18 protein-coding genes are annotated in these 22,436 nt (G+C 71.2%); 8 read left to right on the forward strand and 10 right to left on the reverse strand.

Features of this window, described 5'->3' with window-relative positions; translation table 11 throughout:
• Positions 1-399: 399 nt before the first annotated feature.
• Together ACGFW5_RS30755 and ACGFW5_RS30760 are read right to left on the reverse strand one after the other, a co-directional pair.
• Positions 400-1,095 (reverse strand): HAD family hydrolase, encoded by a 696-nt coding sequence (locus ACGFW5_RS30755; protein ID WP_393837590.1) that lies wholly within the window; start codon positions 1,093-1,095, stop codon positions 400-402.
• A gap of 117 nt (positions 1,096-1,212) precedes the next feature.
• A complete protein-coding gene (locus ACGFW5_RS30760) occupies positions 1,213-1,719 on the reverse strand; it encodes a DUF6912 family protein (RefSeq protein ID WP_393837591.1) in 507 nt (168 codons plus the stop codon).
• A 280-nt stretch (positions 1,720-1,999) separates the two neighbouring features.
• Here ACGFW5_RS30760 and ACGFW5_RS30765 point away from each other — a divergent pair, with 280 nt between their 5' ends.
• Positions 2,000-2,407, forward strand: coding sequence for an Rv3235 family protein (locus ACGFW5_RS30765; protein ID WP_393837592.1), 408 nt, complete (start codon positions 2,000-2,002; stop codon positions 2,405-2,407).
• Between the two features lie 225 nt (positions 2,408-2,632).
• On the opposite strand, the gene secA is transcribed toward ACGFW5_RS30765, so the two are convergent.
• Complete coding sequence (secA, locus tag ACGFW5_RS30770) at positions 2,633-5,482, reverse strand: preprotein translocase subunit SecA (RefSeq protein WP_393837593.1); 2,850 nt, start codon at positions 5,480-5,482, stop codon at positions 2,633-2,635.
• Between the two features lie 198 nt (positions 5,483-5,680).
• Between secA and ACGFW5_RS30775 the strand changes: the two genes are divergently transcribed.
• Both ACGFW5_RS30775 and ACGFW5_RS30780 read left to right on the forward strand, forming a co-directional pair.
• Entirely contained in the window at positions 5,681-6,253 is a 573-nt protein-coding gene (locus tag ACGFW5_RS30775) for a GNAT family N-acetyltransferase (protein WP_393837594.1), read from the forward strand.
• 205 nt (positions 6,254-6,458) lie between these two features.
• On the forward strand, positions 6,459-7,625 hold the full coding sequence (locus tag ACGFW5_RS30780) for a winged helix-turn-helix domain-containing protein (RefSeq protein ID WP_393837595.1): 1,167 nt from the start codon (positions 6,459-6,461) through the stop codon (positions 7,623-7,625).
• A 175-nt stretch (positions 7,626-7,800) separates the two neighbouring features.
• Here ACGFW5_RS30780 and ACGFW5_RS30785 read toward each other — a convergent pair whose 3' ends face one another.
• The 7 genes from ACGFW5_RS30785 to mtnA all read right to left on the reverse strand — a co-directional run bounded on the left by ACGFW5_RS30785 (position 7,801) and on the right by mtnA (position 16,626).
• Complete coding sequence (locus ACGFW5_RS30785; protein WP_393837596.1) at positions 7,801-8,559, reverse strand: response regulator; 759 nt, start codon at positions 8,557-8,559, stop codon at positions 7,801-7,803.
• A 249-nt stretch (positions 8,560-8,808) separates the two neighbouring features.
• Complete coding sequence (gene hpf, locus ACGFW5_RS30790) at positions 8,809-9,498, reverse strand: ribosome hibernation-promoting factor, HPF/YfiA family (protein WP_393837597.1); 690 nt, start codon at positions 9,496-9,498, stop codon at positions 8,809-8,811.
• A gap of 314 nt (positions 9,499-9,812) precedes the next feature.
• Entirely contained in the window at positions 9,813-10,637 is an 825-nt protein-coding gene (locus ACGFW5_RS30795) for a ComF family protein (protein WP_393837598.1), read from the reverse strand.
• Between the two features lie 241 nt (positions 10,638-10,878).
• Positions 10,879-12,789, reverse strand: a complete 1,911-nt coding sequence (locus tag ACGFW5_RS30800; RefSeq protein WP_393837599.1) for an LpqB family beta-propeller domain-containing protein — start codon at positions 12,787-12,789, stop codon at positions 10,879-10,881.
• The gene (gene mtrB / locus ACGFW5_RS30805; protein ID WP_393837600.1) at positions 12,779-14,782 is read right to left on the reverse strand and encodes an MtrAB system histidine kinase MtrB; all 2,004 of its coding nucleotides are present in this window, start codon (positions 14,780-14,782) and stop codon (positions 12,779-12,781) included. The genes ACGFW5_RS30800 and mtrB overlap by 11 nt, the downstream gene beginning before the upstream one ends.
• A 1-nt stretch (position 14,783) precedes the next feature.
• Positions 14,784-15,473, reverse strand: a complete 690-nt coding sequence (gene mtrA / locus ACGFW5_RS30810) for a two-component system response regulator MtrA (protein ID WP_393837601.1) — start codon at positions 15,471-15,473, stop codon at positions 14,784-14,786.
• A 4-nt stretch (positions 15,474-15,477) separates the two neighbouring features.
• On the reverse strand, positions 15,478-16,626 hold the full coding sequence (mtnA, locus tag ACGFW5_RS30815) for an S-methyl-5-thioribose-1-phosphate isomerase (protein ID WP_393837602.1): 1,149 nt from the start codon (positions 16,624-16,626) through the stop codon (positions 15,478-15,480).
• A gap of 155 nt (positions 16,627-16,781) precedes the next feature.
• On the opposite strand from mtnA, the gene ACGFW5_RS30820 reads away from it, so the two are divergent.
• From ACGFW5_RS30820 to ACGFW5_RS30840, 5 genes are read left to right on the forward strand one after another with little or no spacing between them, the layout of a single operon-like run.
• Positions 16,782-18,023, forward strand: a complete 1,242-nt coding sequence (locus tag ACGFW5_RS30820; RefSeq protein ID WP_393837603.1) for a glycerophosphoryl diester phosphodiesterase membrane domain-containing protein — start codon at positions 16,782-16,784, stop codon at positions 18,021-18,023.
• Positions 18,024-18,027: 4 nt separating this feature from the next.
• Entirely contained in the window at positions 18,028-18,717 is a 690-nt protein-coding gene (locus tag ACGFW5_RS30825) for a DUF4129 domain-containing protein (protein WP_393837604.1), read from the forward strand.
• Positions 18,714-19,895, forward strand: a complete 1,182-nt coding sequence (locus ACGFW5_RS30830; protein WP_393837605.1) for a DUF4350 domain-containing protein — start codon at positions 18,714-18,716, stop codon at positions 19,893-19,895. Before ACGFW5_RS30825 ends, ACGFW5_RS30830 begins: the two co-directional genes overlap by 4 nt.
• Positions 19,892-20,875 carry an AAA family ATPase gene (locus tag ACGFW5_RS30835; RefSeq protein ID WP_393837606.1) on the forward strand — a complete coding sequence of 328 codons (984 nt, stop codon included), beginning with the start codon at positions 19,892-19,894 and terminating at the stop codon, positions 20,873-20,875. The genes ACGFW5_RS30830 and ACGFW5_RS30835 overlap by 4 nt, the downstream gene beginning before the upstream one ends.
• Positions 20,876-20,884: 9 nt before the next feature.
• Complete coding sequence (locus tag ACGFW5_RS30840; RefSeq protein WP_393837607.1) at positions 20,885-22,195, forward strand: DUF58 domain-containing protein; 1,311 nt, start codon at positions 20,885-20,887, stop codon at positions 22,193-22,195.
• Positions 22,196-22,436: the final 241 nt, after the last annotated feature.

Below are 22,436 nucleotides of genomic sequence, written 5' to 3' on the forward strand. Positions count from 1 at the left end.
GCTCCTGTCGCGCGCCGTTGCGTGACGTAGGGGAAAGAAGCGACGCAACGCCACGACGCGGGGTGTCCGGTCGGAGTCGACGCTATGCCGCGATGAGAGATACCCGGGCGCATACCGGCCAATTTTGTGGCTTCGGGGCTTGTTTCCGGGCGGAGGGAATCAGCGACTGCCCGGGCACGGTGGCGCTCCGGGCGCAGGGCAGAGGCATCAGTGCCTCCGCGGCATATCGCGCTGATCACGGGACAAGGCTATCGCCCCTTCCCCCCGAACCGTCATGAGCCTTATGTGTACAAAAGCTGGGCCCGAAGTTTGACAGTCTGGACAGCGACGTGACGTCCGGAACCGGCCTCGCGTCCGTGGGCACGTCCGACGGGGTGCGCGGACGGCCGCCCTCAGCCCTCAGCCCACCAGCTCCTCGGCCACCGCCACCGCCTCCGTGAGGGTGTCGACGACCGGGACGCCCGCGACCGCGAGGCCGGCCCGGCTGTGCGAGCCGCCGGTGAACAGCACGGCCCGTGCGCCCACGGCGGCCGCGGCCACCGCGTCGTCCACCGCGTCCCCGATCACGACGATCCGCTCGCCGGATATCTCCGGGTCCGCCGCGCGCAGCGCGGTCAGGTGGCGCACCATGTGCTCGGCCTTGCTGCCGTGCGAGGGCCCGGTACGTCCGTCGACGCGCAGGAAGTGCTCGGTGATGCCGTGCCGCCGCACGATGGGCACCAGGTGTTCGTGCGGCGCCATGGACAGCAGGGACTGGCTGAGACCGGCCGTCCAGCGCGCGGCAAGGAGCTCCGCGGCGCCCGCGGTGAGCCCGCAGGAATCCGCGCGTGCCCAGTACTGCTCGTGGAAGGCCGCGTCCATGACCAGCCACTCGTCGTCCGTGGGCAGGCGCCCCATCAGCCGCTGGTAGAACAGCGGTATCGGCACGCAGTACAGATCGCGGTACCGCTCCAGCGTGATCGGCTCAAGGCCGATGTGCGCGAAGGCGGCGTTGGTCGCCTCGATGACCGTCGCGATGTCGTCGAGCAGTGTGCCGTTCCAGTCCCAGACCAGATGCGCCGGGCGCTTCACCGTCTGCTGCCTGCCGTTCCCCATGCCAAAAAGGTACCTAGCCCCACTGACAATCGACCATGGCCGCCCGTATGCGCAGGTCAGAGGGGGTCCGGCGGCGGACCCGGCGGGGGTCGGAGGGGGTCGGGGGCAGGCGCGGAGTCAGGCGATGAGGTTGGGGATCTCCTGCACGCCGAACCACAGCAGTTCGTGGTCCTCGGCCCCGTCCACGACGAACTGGGCGTCGTCGTCGCCGTGGTCGGCGGCGCCGAGCGCGTCCGCAGCCGCCGTCACGTCGGCGACCGCGTCCTCGGCGTCCACGTGGACGGCGGCCGCCTTGGCCAGCGCCACCGCCGAGGCGATCCGCACCTCGCCCACCGAGCTCGCGTCCAGTGCGCTGTCCGGGTCGGCGGCCGCGGCGCCGTCCGGCACGTCGGCGGCGATCACGACGCGGCGCCTGGCCGTGCCCGGCTCTCCGGCGAGCAGCCGCAGCGAGGCGGCCGCGGCCCGGCTCAGGGCCGCGTACTCCAGCTCCTCGATGTCGTCCGAGACGTACCACTCGCGCAAGCCGGGCGTGACGGCGTAGGCGGTGAGCGGGCCGGGGCCGAGCTCCCCCGTACGGTGCGCCGTCGCGAGACCGGAGATGGTCAGGGGTACGTACACGCGCATGACAGACCGCTCTCTTCTCGTCGTCTCATCGGGGCCGGGAGACGGGTTCAGGATACGCGCGGGAGTCCCCCTTCGAGGTGCCGGTGCCCGTTCGGCGCCTCTCTCCCGCCGAGCCCGCCCGAACGGCTCCCACCTGCGAAGACGGACCACCCGATCGCCCGGATAGGTGAATCATCGCGGCCCCGCGGCACCCGAGTCCCGCTCCTTGCGGCCGTTCCCGCCCGCCCCGTACAAGATCCCCAGCAGAGGTTACCCACTGGTATTGAAGGGGGCGGCAGCCATGAGCAGGACCACGACCGGGCCGGCGGGACGCGGCGATCAGCGCAGGCCCGGCAGCACCGGAAGCGGGCGGCCCCAGCGGCTGGCTCCGCACGAGCTGTTCGCGCAGAAGCTGCTCGCCGTACTCAGCGGCGAACGCCCGGTGCACTGGATGCTGGGCCTGACCGTGGGGGACGCATACGAGCAGTTGGTGCGGCTCGCCCCGCGCACGCCCTTCCGTACGCGAGGCACCCGTCCCGTCGTACGGTCCTGCCGCGCGGCCCCGCTGGACCGCGGGATCGTCGAGGCCGCCGCCTGCATCGCGGCGGGCGGCCAGGTGCGCGCCATGGCCTTCCGCCTGGAGCGCGGCGCGGACCTGCGCTGGCGCTGCGCGGCGGTGGAGCTGGGCGGGGAACGCGTACCGGTGTAACCACACGCGCGCGCCACAGCCACGCGCCGCTGGGCTACAGAAGCCCGGCTGCGGACCCTGCGTGGCCGAGCAAGCGGGTTCCCGCGCGCCTGTAGGGCACCCGGAGCTGCCGGTCGCGCCCGCCGTGGGCGGAACGGCGGTGGGCACGGCCCCGCGCCCGTCCGCCCACGGCACGGCGAAGGCCCGGCACCTTCCCGTGCCGGGCCCTCGATCGCGTACTAACGCCTACTTCTTGCGGCGGCGCCCACCCGTGGTCTTCTGCGCCTTGCGGCGCTCGGCGCGGGTCAGGCCGTCGCCCTCGGAGCGGACCGGCTCGTCGTCACCGTTGTCGAAGTCGCCCTCGATGATGCCGCCCTCGCCGTCCACCGTCGGCGCCGAGAAGTGCAGCCGGTCCGGGCGCTGCGGGGCGTCCAGGCCCTTGGCCCGGATCTCCGGACGCGCGGCCGGGATGTCCTCCTTGGTGAGCGAGGGGGCGTCGGCGGGCGCGTCGACGACCGGGACCTCCTCGACCTGCTGCTCGACCTGGACCTCCAGGTTGAACAGGTAGCCGACCGACTCCTCCTTGATGCCCTCCATCATGGCGTTGAACATGTCGAAGCCCTCGCGCTGGTACTCCACCAGCGGGTCCTTCTGCGCCATGGCCCGCAGGCCGATGCCCTCCTGGAGGTAGTCCATCTCGTACAGGTGCTCGCGCCACTTGCGGTCGAGGACCGAGAGGACCACGCGGCGCTCCAGCTCACGCATGATGTCGGAGCCCAGCTGCTCCTCACGCGCGGCGTACTGCTCGTAGATGTCGTCCTTGACGGACTCGGCGATGAACTCGGCGGTGATGCCGGCCCGGTCGCCCGCCGCGTCCTCCAGCTCCTCCACGGTGACCTTCACCGGGTAGAGCTGCTTGAAGGCGCCCCACAGCCGGTCCAGGTCCCACTCCTCGGCGAAGCCCTCGACCGTCTCGGCCTGGATGTACGCGTCGATCGTGTCGTCCATGAAGTGCCTGACCTGCTCGTGCAGGTCCTCGCCCTCAAGGACGCGGCGGCGCTCGCCGTAGATGACCTCGCGCTGACGGTTCAGCACCTCGTCGTACTTCAGGACGTTCTTACGGGTCTCGAAGTTCTGCTGCTCGACCTGCGACTGGGCGGACGCGATCGCGCGCGTCACCATCTTGTTCTCGATCGGCACGTCGTCCGGCACGTTGGCCATCGCCATGACGCGCTCGACCATCGCGGCCTTGAACAGGCGCATCAGGTCGTCGCCGAGCGACAGGTAGAAGCGGGACTCGCCCGGGTCGCCCTGACGGCCGGAGCGGCCGCGCAGCTGGTTGTCGATGCGGCGCGACTCGTGGCGCTCGGTGCCGAGCACGTACAGACCGCCGAGCTCCTTGACCTCTTCGAACTCGGCCTTGACGGCCTGCTCGGCCTTCTCCAGGGCGGCGGGCAGCGCGGCGGCCCACTCCTCGACGTGCTCGACCGGGTCGAGACCCGCCTGGCGCAGCTCCGCCTCGGCGAGGTCGTCCGGGTTGCCACCGAGCTTGATGTCGGTGCCTCGGCCGGCCATGTTGGTGGCGACGGTGACGGCGCCCTTGCGGCCGGCCTGGGCGACGATGGTCGCCTCCCGGTCGTGCTGCTTGGCGTTGAGCACCTCGTGCTGGATGCCGCGCTTGGAGAGCTGCTGCGAGAGGTACTCGGACTTCTCGACCGAGGTGGTGCCGACCAGGATCGGCTGGCCCTTCTCGTGCTTCTCCGCGATGTCGTCGACGACCGCCTCGAACTTGGCGACCTCGGTGCGGTAGATCAGGTCGGACTGGTCCTTGCGGACCATCGGCCGGTTGGTCGGGATCGGGACGACGCCCAGCTTGTAGATCTGGTGGAACTCCGCGGCCTCGGTCATCGCCGTGCCGGTCATGCCCGACAGGCCGGGCTCTTCCTTGTCCTGCTGGTCGTGCCGCTTGTAGAGGCGGAAGAAGTTCTGAAGGGTGATCGTGGCGAGCGTCTGGTTCTCGTCCTTGATGTCCACCCCTTCCTTCGCCTCGATCGCCTGGTGCATGCCCTCGTTGTAGCGGCGGCCGGCGAGGATACGGCCGGTGTGCTCGTCGACGATCATGACTTCGCCGTCCATGACGACGTAGTCCTTGTCCTTCTTGAACAGTTCCTTCGCCTTGATGGCGTTGTTCAGGTAGCCGACGAGCGGGGTGTTCACCGACTCGTAGAGGTTGTCGATGCCCAGCCAGTCCTCGACCTTGGCGACGCCCGGCTCGTGGATGGCGACGGTGCGCTTCTTCTCGTCGACCTCGTAGTCGCCGGTCTCCTCGATGCCCTTCAGCGGGTTGCCCGGCTCGCCCTTGGTCAGGCGCGTCACCAGCTTGGCAAAGTCGCCGTACCACTTGGTGGCCTGGTCGGCCGGGCCGGAGATGATCAGCGGCGTACGGGCCTCGTCGACCAGGATCGAGTCGACCTCGTCGACGATCGCGAAGTTGTGGCCGCGCTGGACGAGCTCGTCCTGGGACCACGCCATGTTGTCGCGCAGGTAGTCGAAGCCGAACTCGTTGTTCGTGCCGTACGTGATGTCACAGGCGTACTGGGCGCGACGCTCGGCGGGCGACATGTTGGCGAGGATGCAGCCGACCTCAAGACCGAGGAACTTGTGCACCCGGCCCATCATCTCGGAGTCGCGCTCGGCCAGGTAGTCGTTGACCGTGATCAGGTGCACGCCCTTGCCGGACAGCGCGTTGAGGTAGGCCGGCAGCGTGCCGACGAGGGTCTTGCCCTCACCGGTCTTCATCTCGGCGACATAGCCGAGGTGCAGGGCGGCGCCACCCATCATCTGGACGTCGTAATGACGCTGGCCGAGGACGCGCTTGGCGGCCTCACGCACGGTCGCGAAGGCTTCGGGGAGCAGGTCGTCCAGGCTCTCGCCGTCGGCGTACCGCTGCTTGTACTCGTCGGTGAGGGCTCGCAGCTCGGCGTCGGAGAGGTTGACGAAGTCCTCTTCGATGGAGTTGACCTGGTCCGCGATGCGGTGCAGCTTGCGCAGGATCTTGCCTTCGCCTGCACGCATGATCTTTGAGAGGACGGACACGGGGGTTGGTCTCCTTGCCGGTCGGGCCTGGCGCGGTCGAGTGGCTATGGGTGTGGATACAGCAACGGTCATCGTATGCGAGGACCCGGCCGCGCCGGGAGGTCTGCTGTTACGACAACGGACAGGACTCCCCGAAGGTGCCGGGCTGGGGACGAAATGGGGTGGCTCGGCGGGGCCGGCCCCGCGCAGAATCGGCTGATGGAACCCGTCACGCTCACCTCCGAACGCCTCCTTCTGCGCCCGCTCGGCCCCCAGGACATCGACGAGGTCCACCAGGCCGTCCAGGACCCGGCGATCCAGCGCTGGACGACCGTCCCCTCGCCTTACACGCGCTCCGACGCCGAAACCTTCGCCGGGGAGATCGCGCCGCAGTCCTGGGAGAACGGCACCGAGTACTGCTTCGCGATCTTCCCCAGGGACGGCGGTCCGCTGCTCGCCGTCATGGGGGTCATGGTGCGCGGCCGGGGCGCCGCCGAGATCGGGTTCTGGGCCGCGGCCGCGCACCGCGGACACGGCTATGTGACGGAGGCCCTGCTGCGGCTCGCCCACTGGGCCTTCACGGAGGTCGGGATCGACCGTCTTGGATGGCGGGCCGAGGTCGGCAACACGGCGTCGCGGGCCGTCGCCGAGCGGGCCGGGTTCGCCATGGAGGGCACCTTGCGCGCGGGCACCGCCAACAAGGGCACCCGCCGCGACACCTGGATCGGCGCCCTGCTTCCCTCGGACCTGGACCTGCCCGGCACCCTGCCCCACCTGCCGGCGCGGGCCTGAGCATCGCGGGCCGGCGGGCCGATCGCCGTCCGCCGAGCCAGGCCGAACGCCCTCCTCCGGAGCCGCGCCGCATCGCGTGCCGGCGGGGCCGACCGCCGTCCGCCCGCGGGACTGAGGGCCGTGTCCCGCGGGCACGACAGCCTTGCGGCCGCGCGGAGTTGACCCTCGCCCAGCGTTGTCAGTGGTGGCCACTATCGTGCGGAGCATGACCAGCCTGCCGCTTCCCGCCGTCGAACTGTCCGCCGACGAAGCCCGTCGGATCGCCCTGCGCGCCCAAGGCATGCTCGGCGCGGCCGACCGCAGGGGCGGGGTGCGCGGGGTGCTGCGCCACCTCGGCGCGGTCCAGCTCGACACGATCTCCGTGCTCGCCCGCTCGCACGAACTCGTCGCGTACGCACGTCTCGGCGCGGTCGGCCGCAAGACCGTCGAGGACGCCTACTGGAGCGACGGCCACGCCTTCGAGTACTGGTCGCACGCGGCCTGCATCCTGCCCGTCGAGGAGTGGCCGCACTTCGCCTTCCGCCGCCGTGCCTACCGCGCACGGCCGCAGTGGAACCACGACCTGCCGGACGGCGTCTACGAGCAGGTCGTCAAGCAGCTGCGCACCGAAGGCCCGCTCACCGCAACGGACTTGGGCGGCGCCAAGAACAAGGGCGAGTGGTGGGACTGGTCGGCCTCCAAGATCGCCGTCGAGCGCGCACTGATGTACGGCGAGGTGGTCTGCACCGAGCGGCGCGGCTGGAAGCGGGTGTACGACCTGGCCGAGCGCGCCATTCCGGAACCGCTGCTCCACGACGACCTGGACGACGCCGAGTGTCTGCGCCGCCTCGTGCGGCTCGCGGGACAGTCGCTCGGGGTCGGCACCCGGGCGGACATCGCGGACTACCACCGCCTCAAGGGCGAGCAGTTCGACGCGGTGGTCGCCGATTCGGGCCTGGTCCCGGTCACCGTGCAGGGCTGGTCCAAGCCCGCCTGGGCGGACCCTCAGGCGCTGGCCACCCCGCCGCGCGGCCGCCACCGCACCACCCTGCTCTCGCCGTTCGACTCGCTGGTCTGGGAGCGTGCCCGCACGGAGCGCATCTTCGGCTTCGCCCACCGCCTGGAGGCGTACGTTCCCAAACCCAAGCGGATCCACGGGTACTTCGCGATGCCGCTGCTCTCCGGCGGCCGGCTGATGGGCCGGGTCGATCCGGCGCGCGAGGGCCGCACCCTGGTCGCCAAGCAGGTCTCGCTGGCCTCGCCGAAGGCCGTCGGGCCCATGGCCCAGGCCTTGCTTGAGGCGGCCCAGTGGGTGGGCTGCGACGCCGTACGGATCGAGCGGGCCGGGACACCCCAGGAGGCGACGGCGCTCACCGCGGCGCTTGCCACCTGATCTCCGGGGGCCTGTCCCTCCGGGGGCCTGTCCCTCCGGGGGCCTGATCTCCGGAGGACCGCCCGCCCCTCAGGGGCCTACCTGCCTGCGGGGATCTGCCCAAGGGGCCTACCTGCCGGCGGGGATCCGCCCAAGGGGCCGACTTGGCTGCGGGGATCCAGAGGATCCAGGGGATCTACCTGATCTCCAGAATCTTCTCGCGCATCGCGTAGACCACCGCCTCCATCCTGGAGTGCAGCTGCAGCTTCTCCAGGATGTTGCGCACATGGTTCTTCACGGTGTTCTCGGAGATGAACAGCTGCTTGGCGATGTCGCGGTTGTTCATCCCCGTGGCGACGAGCTTCAGGACCTCCAGCTCACGGTCGGTGAGCCGGGGCGCCGGCACCAGGCGCCGCTCGTCGGTGCGCTGGATCATCGACTTGAACTCGGTGAGCAGTTTGGACGCCATCGAGGGGCTGATCTGCGACTGCCCGTCGGCCACCGCCCGGATCGCGGTCGCCACCTCGTCGGTGGAGATCTCCTTGAGGAGATATCCGGTCGCACCCGCCTTGATCGCGTCGTAGAGGTCGGCCTCCTCGTCGCTGATCGTCAACATGATGATCTTCGCGCTGGGGGCCACCTCCTTGATCGAGGTGCAGGCCTCAATGCCGCCGCGCCGGGGCATCCGCACGTCCATCAGCACGATGTCCGGCAACAGGTCGGCCGCCTTGTCCACCGCTTCCGCGCCGTCCCCGGCCTCGCCGACGACCTGGATGTCCTCCTCGGCGGCCAGCACGATCTCAAGGCCCCGGCGGAAGAGGGCGTGGTCGTCCACCACGAGGACCCGGATCGGCTCCTTGCGGGAGCCTCCCGCGCCCATGCCGCTCTCGCACTCCCCACCGTTCGGGCTGTCGGCACGGGAACCGTCATGCACCGGCCCGAAGCTGTCCGCCATCGTTCCTCCCCCTGAAGGCCGTGGCCCGAGTTGGTGTGCTGCACCAACCACGTTCCGGAGAGCTGCGGTTGGCGTGCGACGCCATGATTTCATGCCCGGCCGACAGAAAGGTGATCCAGTGGTCGCACGGTGGTGCCCCTGGGGGCGCACAAGCGCTCCAGGGGCACCACATTCGTTGGTACGGCACGCCGTCCGCAGGCGTTCAACGCGCCGGCCAGCGGGTTTGCCCGGGGACGTTCTTGGCTGGGATCAGCCGCCCAGGGCACCGCCGGCGCCGCTCGCGTCCTCACCGGCGAGCGGGTCGGTCTCCAGGTGGATGACGCCGTAGTCGTAGGCGTGCCGCCGGTAGACGACACTGGGCTGCTTCGTCTCGGAGTCGACGAAGAGATAGAAGTCGTGCCCGACCAGCTCCATCTCGTAGAGCGCCTGGTCGAGCGTCACGGGTGCCGCGGTGTGCGTCTTCTCGCGGACCACCAGCGGTCCTTCGCCCTGGACTTCGAGCGAGCCGATCCTGGTGGTGGGAATGTGCTCTTCCTCGGAAGTGCCCACGAGCTCGCCGTTTCCGTTCAACTGCGCCACGCCCGGCACGGCGTCGACGACCTCGGCGGCCGAGAGCCGGCCGTTGCCGCGGCGCGTGTACCGCTTGTCGTGCTGCTTGCGCAGCCGCGCCTCCAGCTTGCCGGTCGCCAGGTCGAGCGCCGCGTAGGGGTCTGCCGCCGCCGCCTCCGCGCGGATGACCGGTCCCCGCGAGTGGAGGGTGATCTCCACCCGGTCCGAACGGTCCGCCTGCCGCGGGTTGTGTTCCTTGGACACCTCGACGTCGAGGCTGATTACCTTGCCGTCGAGCTTCTGGATCTTCTCCAGCTTCAGCTTCTCGGCCACGTGCTTGCGGAACCGCTCGGGCACCTCGGTCTTGCGGCCCTTGACGACGATGTCCACGCAGAACTCCGTTCCCGGATCGCTCCGCCTCAACGCGGAGCTGCTCCCTTTTGCACCAGGCCCCGGTGAGTGCCGGAGCCTCGGACTCGGTGACGTATCACCTCCTCCTCCCCCGTCGAGAAGATCCCCACCCCACCACGTCGGGGGTAAGTGAAAACGCGCCGAAGCTCAGTCGTGCATTAAGTGAACGGGCTTTCGCCATTCCTCACAACCGAACATAGCTCGACCGACGCGATGTCGGCACCCGCTACCGGCACGTACCCCCAGTCAGGTGTTTCCGTCCTCTCACTACCTGCAACGATGCAAGTTCGCGGTCAGTTCCGGTTTATCGCGAACGATTCCGGAGTGGCCGCGACCACCGCCGCCCGCAGGGGCGGAAGTCCCGCATCGCTCATCGCCTCCCCGGATCTCCGCCGATGATGCGCCGCCTCCGCCGGTGAAAATCCCGGAATTCCCTGCCTGAGGCATCCATCTCGTCGTGAACCCCTACCGGGTTCCCGTATCCAGGCGGCGCGGACGGCCCGTGCCGCCTCCACGAGCGAGGCACCCGTGGTCATCAGGTCGTCCACCAGGACCACCCGGCCGCCCGTCAGGAGCCGCGCACCGCCGCCCGCCACCATCAGGGCGCCGGACAGATTCGCGAGCCTCTGCGGGGCGCTGAGCCCCGCCTGGTCGGCGACCGCGCGGCGCTGGTGCAGGACCGTGACGACCCGGGCGTCCCTCCCGGCCCGCCGCAGTTCCCCGGCGGCCGCGAGCGCCATCCGGCGGGTCGCGTCGTGCCCACGGGCCCGCACCGCACGCCGCGACGACGGCACCGGGACCAACAGCAACGGCTCCTGGCCGCACGGCCCGGCGACCGCCCGCACCGCACCCGCGAGCGCCTGCCCGAGCACCCCGGCCAGGCCGAGGGCGCCCCGCTCCTTGTGTCCGAGCAGCACCGCGCGCACCGCGTCCTCGTACCGCGCCGCCGCGTACACCACGGGCAGCCCGACAGGCTCCGGTGCCGGGCGCACCCGGCGCACCCGGGCGTCCAGCAGTGCCGCCCGGCACCGCTCGCACAGCGCCGTACGCTGTCTGCCGCAGCCGCCGCACGCGGTCGGCAGCACAAGGCCGGAGAACTCCCGCCACCACCCCCGCATACCCCCACTGTGCCCAGGGCCACGCCCCGCCGCCACCCCTGTGGACAACCGGCCCACGCCTCTGGCCACGTGCGTGCACGAGCCACAACAGACGGTCACCGGCCCCCCACTTGAGCGCACCGGCCGGCCGGGGCCACCGATCGGTCAGCCGAACGGCACGTCCGGGCCCACCCGGGATGAGCGGTCACCGAACTTGCGTGCCCAGCCGGATGGGCGGTCACCGAACCGCACCGTGCACGCGCTAGCCGGGATAGGCCGGTGCCGAGCCCTTCTTGACCGCCGTCTTCCAGTTCGCGCCCGGCGGCAGCCGGACGATGCCGTCTTCCTGCGAGTGCGCCACCAGAGGCATCCGGTCGTCGTCGGTGGCCGCGACGTCCGTGACCTTGTTGACGCTCGGCAGGGTGCCGGCCGCCGAGGTGGACCCGTCCGTCTGCACATAACGCAGCTGCTGCGAGACCCCGCCGGCCTCCTTGCCGACCACCACGAGCCGACTGCGCCCGGCCCAGGACACGGCCGTCACGTCCTCCATCTGAGGCGCCGCGGGCCGCAGTTCGACCACGGAGACCACGCTCCTGCCGGCCTCGACACCGCGCTCGACCCGGCCGATCCGCAGCGTCGTGCGCCCGCCGTCGGCCACGAGCAGCGCGGCCCGCACCCCGTCCGCGGACATCCGCACCTGCTGGATGCGCGCACCGTTGAGCCCGGCGACGTCGACCGTCTCGGGGTCCCCCGCGCCCTGCACGAGACGCAGCAGCCGCGGCTTGGCCGCGTCGCGGTCGGCCACCCACAGGTCGCCCCTGCCGTCCCAACTGGGCGCCGAAAGGCCACCGTTCGTATCCTTGTCGGCGCTGGTCACCGACGTCCGCGCCAGCTCCCCACCGGCTGCGAGCGGGGCCACGAACAGCGACTTGCCGTCCGCCGACACCCCGGCCGCGCGCTTCTCGTCCCGCGAGACCGCGACCGTACGCACCTGCTGCTCGCCCTTGCCGAACGGGCCCTGCACCGGCTCGGTGACCACCGAGGAGTCCGAGCCGTCCGCACCGCTCGCCCCGTCCACGCTGCCGCCCGCGTTGTCCGAACCGGTGTCGGCCCGCATGCGTTCCACATGGCCGCCGGCGTCCACGAAGTACTGGCCGGGACTTGTCGCCATGCGGTCGGGAGCGTACGTCTCGGCCTGGTCGCCGCTGAGCACACACAGCTGGGAGCCATTGGCGCGGTCGAGCTCCACCGAGCCGACCCGAGTCGTCGTCAGATCCCGCAGGGTGAACAGGAGCTGGGCCGCCATCCGCTTGCACTGCGCCTCACCGGCGTTGGAGGCGCGCTCGTTCAACGGGACCTTCAACGCATTGCGGTCGTCGAGGGCGAGGGACTTGGTGTCGCTCTTCAGCGACGTTCCCGAGGGAAACTTCGAAGCGACCACCGGTTTCAGCCAGTTCGTCGGCCCGTCAAGGACCGACTGCACCGTCTGCGTGATGAGGTTCATCTGTGTCTCGGGGTCGGTGCGCTGGCGCACATACACCGGATCGGCGACGAGGCGGTCCTGCCCGGCCGCGAAGTAGTACTTGTTGACGGAGCGGTAGATGCGCTGGAAGTCGGACTGCCCGAGCAGCAGGCCCTGCGGCAGCGCGTCGATGCGCCACTCCCTGCCCGACCCGTCCGGCCCGCTCTGCCGCACCAGGTGGATGGTCTGCGTGTACGTGTCCTGCGGCTTGGCCGGCTGGTAGGCGCGCTGCTTGTCGACGACGGCGACGGGTTTCCCGGAGACCGTGAACGTGAAACCGCTGGAGTCCGCGTCCCGGTCGCCGGATCTGTTCGGCTGGGGGTCGGGGCCGTCGGCCAGCACGGTGACCTGATTGGCCTGCCAGTCCTTGGCGGCCTTCACGGTCAGATACTGGCGGGCCATCGCGAACTGGGGATCGTCGCTGGTCATCGCCTCAAGGAAGCCCGCGACGATCTCGCTGGGCCCGGCGCCGGGCCGCGGCGGCACCGCGTACACCTGCACCTGCGAGTCGGCCCGCTGGGACGCCGAGACCGAGTGGACATCGCCGCTGCTCGGCATGGACGCGCAACCCGACACCAGAAGCGAGCCGCAGCCCAGCACCACCACCGGCCCCAGCAGCTTGCCGCGGGCCCTCCCCCGGTCAGCGCCCACGGGCCGATCCTTCCTGCTCACTCGCCTTGGCCGGCCGCTCCGGGCCCGCCGTACCGTCGCTGCGCTCCGCACCTGTCCGTGGTCCCGGCTCCGCCTCGCCGAACCGTGCCACCACCCGGCCCCCGTCCCCTCCGGGCAGCCCCGCGGGGCTGGCCGCGGGGCCCGAGGTACGCGGGCGCGCCGGGGCCGTGGGCGGCACCGGCAGCGTCGAACGGTCGAGGCGCGGCGTCGGCACGGTCGCCAGGCGGTTGCCCTGCGCCTGCCCGGCCGCGGGTGCCCCGGCCTTGGCCCGTTCGCGGGCGGCCCGCGAATCCTCCGGCTCCAGGGGTATCGGCGATCCACGCAGCGGCTCGTCCGCGGTGCGCGGCAGGGTCAGCCGGAACTGGGAGCCGCCGCCCGGCTCGCCCCAGGCCTGGAGCCAGCCGCCGTGCAGCCTGGCGTCCTCGACGGCGATCGACAGGCCGAGGCCCGTCCCGCCGGTCGTACGGGCGCGGGCCGGGTCGGCCCGCCAGAAGCGGTTGAACACCCGGGTCGCCTCGCCGGGTTTGAGCCCCACGCCGTAGTCCCGCACGGCGACGGCTACGGCGCCGCCGGCCGCCGCCAGGCGCACCACGACATCCCGGCCCTCGCCGTGCTCCACGGCGTTGACGACCAGGTTGCGCAGCACCCGCTCGACCCGGCGGGCGTCGGCCTCGGCGACCACGGGCTGTTCGTCGCCTGCCACGCGTATGCGCGTGCCCTTGCGTTCGGCCAGCGGCTCGGCGCCCTCGATGACCCGGCGCACGACCTCCCGCAGGTCTATCGGCTCTGCCTCCAGGGCCGCGGCGCCCGCGTCGAACCGGCTGATCTCCAGGAGATCGGCAAGCAGTGACTCGAACCGGTCGAGCTGTCCGGCAAGCAGCTCGGCCGAGCGTGCCGTGACGGGGTCGAAGTCGACCCGCGCCTCATGGATGACGTCGGCTGCCATCCGCACGGTCGTCAGGGGTGTGCGCAGCTCGTGCGACACGTCGGACACGAAGCGCCGCTGCATCCGCGACAGCTCCTCCAGCTGGTTGATCTTGATCTGGAGGTTCTGCGCCATCTTGTTGAAGGCTTCGCCGAGGCGGGCGATGTCGTCCTCGCCGGTGACCTTCATGCGCTCTCTGAGCACGCCCGTGGAGAGCCGTTCGGCGACTCCGGCCGCCATCCTGACCGGCGTCACCACCTGCCGCACCACGAGCCAGGCGATCGCGCCGAGCAGCACCACGACGAAGAGGCCGGCGGTCGCCAGGGTCGTCTTGACCAGGGTGAGGGACTTCTCCTCCTGCACCAGCGGGAAGAGGTAGTAGAGCTGGTAGGACTGCCCGTCGACGTCCTTGAGCCGGGTCCCCACCACGAGCCCGGGCTCGGCCTCCTGGCCGTCGGTGAACTTGATCGAGGTGTACGTCTTGAACGCGCCGGTGCCCTCGTCGACGTCGTCCCGCAGGCTCTGCGGAACACTCGCCCGGGGGTCGACGAACCCGGAGGCGCGCGGTCCCCGGTTGCTGGACGCCGAGTCGGACGAGGCCGAGCCGAGGGCGACGACGTAGAAGGCGCCCTGGCCACTGCTGGCGAGCTGGGTCACCAGGTCGTTGCGCCAGCTCACCGATGAGCCGGAGCCGCGGCCGCCCGGCGCCGAGTCGTCGGTGCCGGACGAGACGGGGGAGCCTGCCTTGTCCTTCGCCACCGCGAATCCTCCGGCGGACTGGCTCTCGGCCGCCTTCTCCTTGGTTTCGAGGAGGCCGTTGCGCACCGCCCCGATCACCACGAAGCCGAGCAGCAGGACCACGCCGAGCGACATCAGCAGGGTGGTCGCGACCACCCGCAGCTGGATGTTGCGCCGCCACAGCCGCGCCGCGGGCAGCAGCGGGCGCCGCAGCCAGCGCACGACGAGCCGCAGCACCGGACCGCCGGGCGCCCCGTCCTGGAGCAACCGGCCGCCCCAGGACGTCTTGCGCCCAGCCACTTGGGTCATCTCAGCTCGGTCCTGCCTTGTAACCGACCCCACGGACGGTCACCACGATTTCCGGCCGCTCGGGGTCCTTCTCGACCTTCGAGCGCAGCCGCTGGACATGCACATTGACCAGGCGGGTGTCCGCCGCGTGGCGGTAGCCCCAGACCTGTTCGAGGAGTACTTCTCGAGTGAACACCTGCCACGGCTTGCGGGCGAGCGCGACCAGCAGGTCGAACTCCAGCGGGGTCAGTGCGATCGACTGCCCCGCCCGCTTCACCGAGTGCCCGGCCACGTCGATCACCAGATCGCCGATGGCGAGCTGCTCCGGTGCAGGCTCCTCCGACCTGCGCAGCCGGGCCCGGATCCGGGCGACCAGCTCCTTCGGCTTGAACGGCTTCACGATGTAGTCGTCGGCCCCTGACTCCAGGCCGACCACCACGTCCACGGTGTCGCTCTTGGCGGTGAGCATGACGATCGGCACACCCGACTCGGCCCTGATCAGCCTGCAGACCTCGATGCCGTCCCGTCCGGGCAGCATGAGATCGAGCAGCACCAGGTCGGGCTTGGCGTCACGGAATGCCGCCAGTGCCTTGTCGCCATCCGCTACGAACGACGGCTCAAAACCTTCTCCACGCAACACAATGCCGAGCATCTCGGCCAGTGCGGTGTCGTCGTCGACGACAAGGACGCGTCCCTTCATAAACGTCATCATCCCATTAGCTAATCGTTACCTGGCGTGACCTGGCACACAGCTCGCTCAGCCCGCCGCCTGTCACCGGGGACAGCACACCCTCCTCCGTGACGATCGCCGTGACCAATTCCGGCGGTGTCACATCGAAGGCGGGGTTGTACGCCTGCGTCCCCAGCGGTGCCACCGGAAGCCCGGAACCGGACCCCCAGCCGCCCCCCGGGACCTGCGGCGCTGTGAGCTCCGTCACCTCCTGGCCGGGACGCTGCTCGACCTCGATCGAAGCGCCGTCGGGGGTGTGGAGGTCCACCGTGGTGACCGGTGCGACCACGATGAACGGCACGTGGTGGTACTTGGCGAGCACGGCGAGGGGATAGCTTCCCACCTTGTTCGCCACCGAGCCGTCGGCGGCGATGCGGTCGGCGCCGATGAGGACAGCATCCACCTCACCGGCCGCGAACAGCGAGCCGGCCGCATTGTCACTCAGCAGGCTGTACGCCATCCCGCTTCCCGCGGCTTCGTACGCCGTCAGCCGCGCGCCCTGGAGCAGCGGCCGCGTCTCGTCCACCCACAGCCGCCGCAGGCGCCCCGCCCGGTGCGCGGCCAGCGCGACCGCGAACGCGGTGCCCTCCCCGCCGGAGACCAGCCGGCCGGTGTTGCAGTGGGTGAGGATGCGGTGACTGCCGCCCGGCAGCAGCTCGTCGAGCAGAGCCAGCCCGTGCCGGGCCATCCGCACACTGCCTTCGGCATCCAGCCGGTGCAGTTCCTTGGCCGCGGCCAGCGCCGCCGCCCCGGCCTCCGCCGGCTCGGCGCCCTTCTCGGCCGCCGCCCGGTACGCCCCGGCCGCCAGCCGCACCCCGTACCCGAGGTTGACCGCGGTGGGCCGCGCCCCGGCGAGGTGAGTGGCCGCCTCGTCCACGTCGTAGCCCCGCGCCGCGGCCAGCGCCACCCCGTAGGCCCCGGCGATACCGAGCAGCGGGGCCCCTCGTACCGCCAGTGTCTGGATGGCCCGCACCAGCCCGGGCACATCCGTGCAGACCAGCTCCACCTCCTCGGCGGGCAGCCGGGTCTGGTCCAGGAGGACCAGCACGGGGCCCTCCGGCGGCTCGTCCCAGCGCAGCGAAGGTATCCCCGAAGGACCGGGCCCCATGGTCGTTCGCACGTCCTGATCAGCCATCTGCCCAGTCTGCCCCGTGAGCCACCGACAAATGAAGGTGCGAACGAGATACGGGGGCCGGTCCATGGCCTGGATCCACATGGCACGATGGCAGCCAACCCGAAGGAGCCGGCGCGCGCAGCCGGTCCCGCGACCAACCCACGAGGTGGACGACCGTGAACGACTCTCCGGGCTGGGCCTCGCCCGGATCGGCCCCCTCCGACGGCGAGAACTCCGGCACGCCCCCGGTACCCGAGCCCTCCGAGCGTGCCCACGCCTCCTCGAAGTGGTCCCAGGAGCAGCCGCCGGCCGCCCAGTGGTCCTCGCCGGGCCCCGGACAGGCACCGCCGCAGGCCCCTGGCCGGCCCGGACCTCAGCAGTGGCACTCCGGATGGGGGCAGGTGCCGGGACAGCCTCCGGGCGGCAACTGGAACCAGAACTACGGCCGCCCGCCCGCCGCCAAGCCGGGCGTCATCCCGCTGCGCCCGCTGGGGCTGGGCGAGATCCTTGACGGTGCCGTGTCCACCGCGCGCGCCCACTGGCGCACCGTTCTGGGTCTCACGCTGGCCGTCGCGGTCGTCGCGCAGACCTTCCAGCTCCTGGCCACCCGCTTCATCCTGCCGACCCCGGCCACCGTCGACCCGAACGCCACGGGCACCGAAGCCCTCAACCAGGCCTTCGACTCGATGCAGTCCAGCCTGCTCGACCTGGTGCCTTCCGTGATCGTCGGCCAGCTCGCCACCCTGTTCACGACGGCCGTCCTCGCCCTGGTGGTCAGCCGCTCGGTCCTGGGCCGCCCCGTGACCCTGGGCGCTGCCTGGACCGAGGCCCGCCCCCGCCTGCTGAGCCTGGCCGGTCTGCTCGTCCTGCTGGTCGTCATGCTCGGCGCGATCACCGCCGTCGGCATCCTCCCCGGGGCGCTCCTGGGAGGCGGTGGCGGCGCCGCGCTGGCAGCGCTCGGCGCGCTCGCCGCGTTCGTGGTCACGCTCTGGCTGTACATCCGCTTCACCTTCGCCGGCCCGGCGCTGGTGCTCGAACGGCAGGGCATCGTCCAGTCCGTGCGCCGTTCCGCCAAGCTGACCAATGGTTCCTGGTGGCGCATCTTCGGCATCACCCTGCTGGCGTGGCTCCTGGCCGGGATCGTCGCGATGATCATCGCGTTGCCCTTCACCGCGATCGCGATGGCGGTGGACAGCAGCACCTTCACCGACATCCTCCACGGCACCACCCCCGACTTCGGCTGGACCTACCTGATCATCTCCGGCATCGGCGGCGTGATCGCAGCGGCGATCACCTACCCCTTCCTCGGCGGTGTCACGGCCCTGCTCTACATCGACCAGCGCATCCGTCGTGAAGCCCTCGACCTCGAACTGGCCCGCGCCGCAGGCGTTCCCGGCCACCAGACGCCCGGGAGCTGATGCAGTGTCAGGAGCGGGGGGCTTCATGACGGCACGACTGCTCAACGGCCCGTCCGGCGGCCCGCCGGTTGACATTCCGCGTGACGCGGCCCGCGAGGCTGCCCGGCGCGAACTGTCCGATCCGGCGTACCACCAGAACGACCCGAGCCTGCTCCAGCGTGCCCTGAACAAGTTCTGGAACTGGGTCGGCTCGCTCTTCGACTCGGCATCCGGGGCCACGCCGGGCGGTCCGCTCGGCCTGATCGTGATCGCGCTCGTCGTCCTCGCGCTGATCGCCGCGCTGTGGTGGCGGCTCGGCACACCGCAACGGCCCGTCCTGTCGGGCGGCAGCGTCTTCGACGACCGCCCGCGCAGCGCCGGCGAGCATCGCGCCGCAGCCGAGACACACGCCACCGCGCACCGCTGGAACGAGGCCGTCCAGGAACGGATGCGCGCCATCGTCCGCTCCCTGGAGGAGCGCGCCCTCCTCGATCCCCGCCCCGGCCGCACCGCCGACGAGGCCGCCGCCGAAGCGGGCCGCCCCCTGCCCGGCCACGCGGACCGGCTGCGGGCGGCCGCCCGGGCGTTCGACGACGTCACATATGGCGGCCGCACCGCCGACGAAGCGTCGTATGTACGACTGCGCGACCTCGACAAGGATCTGGAACGCACCAAGCCCGCGCTGAGCGGCGCGGTCCCAGGAGCCGCCGGATGACCGCGACCACGGCCGCCCCCACCTCCACGTCGGCCACGCCCCGACACCTGTGGACCCGGACCCGCGGCCTCCTCCTCGCCCTCGTCGTCCTGATCGCGGGCGGCATCGCTCTCGCAGCCCTGCACTCCGACTCCCAGCACGGCAGTCTCGACCCGCGCTCCGCCGACCAGTACGGCAGCCGCGCCGTCGCCCAACTCCTCAAGGGCCAGGGCGTCTCCACCCGCGTGGTCACCACGCTCGACGAAGCGACGGCAGCCGCAGGCCCCGACACCACTCTCCTGATAACGGTCCCCGACCTCCTGACCGAGAGCCAACAGCGCCGGCTGCGCGCCGCCGCCGACTCCGGCGGCCGTACCGTCCTCATCGCCCCGGGTTCCGCCTCCCTGGACGTCCTCGCCCCCGGCGTACGCGCCGAGCGCCCCGCCCTCGTCGAACCGCGCGAACCCGGCTGCGCCCAGGGAGCCGCACTGCGAGCGGGCCGCGCCGACACCGGCGGCATCCGCTACGCGGCCCGCGACGAGAACAGCGGCGGCTGTTACCCGGCAGGCGGCCTCCCCACGCTGCTGACCGTCCCCGCCGAAGCCCAGGGCGACACCGTGCTGCTCGGCGCCCCCGACATCCTCTTCAACCACCGTCTCGACGAAGAGGGCAATGCCTCTCTCGCCCTTCAACTGCTCGGCACGCGACACCATCTGGTCTGGTACCTCCCCTCGCTGGACGACGCGTCCGCCACCGATGGCGGCCGACGTTCCTTCTTCGACCTGATCCCCTCCGGATGGCGCTGGGCCACCTTGCAACTCGCTCTGGCCGCCGGGCTCGCCGCGGTGTGGCGCGCCCGCCGTCTCGGCCCCCTCGTCACCGAACACCTCCCGGTCGCCATCCGCGCGTCCGAGGCGACCGAGGGACGAGCCCGCCTCTACCGCAAGGCCAACGCCCGCGACCGCGCCGCCGCGCATCTCCGAGCGGCCGCCCGAAGCCGCCTCGCTCCCCTCCTCGGCGTGGCCGCCTCGGCGGCGCACTCCCCCGACGTCCTCGTACCAGCCGTCTCCGCCAGGCTTCCCGCGGCCGGCCACGACCCCCTTTCCCTGCTCTTCGGCCCGACACCGGCCAACGACACCGCACTTGTCCGCCTCGCGGACGAACTGGACGCCCTCGAAAGAGAGGTACGCACTTCATGAGCGACCGCACCCCGGAGACCGCAGCGACCCCGGACAGCGCCCGCGCTTCCCTCGAAGCCCTGCGCGCCGAGATCTCCAAGGCCGTGGTCGGCCAGGACTCCGTCGTCACGGGCCTCGTCGTCGCCCTCCTCTGCCGTGGCCACGTGCTGCTCGAAGGGGTGCCGGGCGTCGCGAAGACTCTCCTGGTGCGCGCACTCGCAGCCTCCCTGGAACTCGACACCAAGCGCGTCCAGTTCACCCCCGATCTCATGCCGAGCGACGTCACCGGCTCCCTGATCTACGACGCCCGCACCGCAGAGTTCTCCTTCCAGACCGGCCCTGTCTTCACCAATCTGCTGCTCGCGGACGAGATCAACCGGACGCCGCCCAAGACCCAGTCGTCCCTGCTCGAAGCCATGGAGGAGCGCCAGGTCACCGTCGACGGGACTCCGCGCCTCCTGCCCGACCCGTTCCTGGTGGCCGCCACCCAGAACCCCGTCGAGTACGAAGGCACGTACCCCCTGCCCGAGGCCCAATTGGACCGCTTCCTACTGAAGTTGACGGTCCCTCTGCCCTCACGCCAGGACGAGATAGGTGTGCTGTCCCGCCACGCGAGCGGCTTCAACCCCCGCGACCTGAAGGCGGCCGGCATACGCCCGGTGGCCGGCCCCGCCGACCTCGAAGCAGCACGGGCCGCCGTGGCCAAGACCTCCGTCTCGGCCGAGATCACCGGTTATGTCGTCGATATCTGTCGTGCCACGCGTGAATCCCCCTCGCTCAGCCTCGGTGTGTCCCCCCGAGGCGCCACCGCCCTGCTCTCCACCGCCCGGGCCTGGGCCTGGCTCACCGGCCGGGACTACGTCATCCCCGACGATGTGAAGGCCCTGGCACTTCCTACGCTTCGCCACCGCATCCAACTTCGCCCCGAGGCCGAGATGGAGGGCGTCACCGCCGACTCCGTCATCACCTCGGTACTCGCCCACGTCCCCGTGCCCCGCTGAGGCGACGCCATGGCTCTCACCGGACGCTCCGCCCTCTTGGCCGCCCTCGGTTCCATCCCGGTGGGCGTCTTCGCCCCGGGTTGGGCCGGCATGCTGGCGGTCAACGCCCCCCTTGCACTCGCAATTCTGTGCGACTACACCTGCGCCGCGCCAGTGCGAAAGCTCCAGTTCACTCGAAGTGGTGATACGTCCGTTCGACTCGGTGACAAGGCAGAGGTCAGCCTCACCGTCACCAACCCGTCGAACCGTCGGCTCCGCGCCCAGCTCAGGGACGCCTGGCCGCCCAGCAGTTGGGCCGCCGATGCCGAACAGGCCGCCTCTCGGCACCGGTTCACGGCGCCGGCCGGCGAACGAAACCGTCTGACCACCGTGCTGCGGCCGACCCGCCGCGGCGACCGGCACGCCGACCGCGTCACGGTCCGCTCATACGGGCCGCTCGGCCTGGCCGCCCGCCAGGGCAGCCACGAGGTGCCGTGGTCCGTACGCGTCCTGCCGCCGTTCACGAGTCGTAAGCACCTGCCGTCCCGGCTGGCCCGGCTCCGCGAACTCGACGGCCGCACCAGTGTGTTGACCCGTGGCGAAGGCACCGAGTTCGACAGCCTCCGCGAGTACGTACCGGGCGACGACACCCGCTCGATCGACTGGCGTGCCACGGCTCGTCAGGGGAACGTCGCCCTGCGCACCTGGCGCCCCGAGCGCGACCGCCACGTCCTCGTCGTCCTGGACACGGGCCGTACGTCGGCAGGCCGCGCCGGTGACGTGCCCCGACTCGACGCCGCCATGGACGCCGGTCTGCTGCTCGCGGCCCTCGCTTCCCGAGCGGGCGACCGCGTCGACCTCCTCGCATACGACCGCCTGGTCCGGGCCCAGGTCCAAGGGCGCGCCGCAGGCGATCTTCTGCCGGCACTCGTGAACGCCATGGCCCCACTGGAGCCCTCTCTGGTGGAGACGGACGCCCGTGGCCTCAGCGCAGCGGCCCTGACCCACGCCCCACGCCGGTCCCTCGTCGTCCTCTTGACCAGCCTGGACACGGCGGCGACCGAAGAAGGTCTGCTTCCCGTCCTCCCTCGGCTCACCAAGCGACACACGGTTGTGGTGGCGTCGGTGGCCGACCCCCACATCCAGCGCATGGCGGCCGGTCGAGGCGACATCGACGCGGTCTACGACTCCGCGGCAGCCAGCCAGGCCCAGCAGCAACGCCGACGCACCGCCGAGAAACTGATGCGCCATGGAGTCACCGTCGTGGACGCCACCCCGGACGAACTGGCTCCCGCCCTGGCCGACGCCTACCTCGAACTCAAGGCGGCGGGCCGCCTGTAAGAGTCTGTGTGGGGAGGCAGGAGGAAGTACACGCCCCTTCCGCTGTCCCCCGCGCAGACCAAAAACCGGCACGGGGGCAGCCGAAAACCCAAAACCGGAGGACCCTGAACGCGAAAAAGCCCCGCACCGTGACCGTATTTCTACGGTCTGGTGCGGGGCTTTCCCCACAATTTGTTCGGCGGCGTCCTACTCTCCCACAGGGTCCCCCCTGCAGTACCATCGGCGCTGAAAGGCTTAGCTT

Source organism: Streptomyces sp. NPDC048416, from assembly GCF_043200435.1.
Lineage (GTDB): Bacteria > Actinomycetota > Actinomycetes > Streptomycetales > Streptomycetaceae > Streptomyces.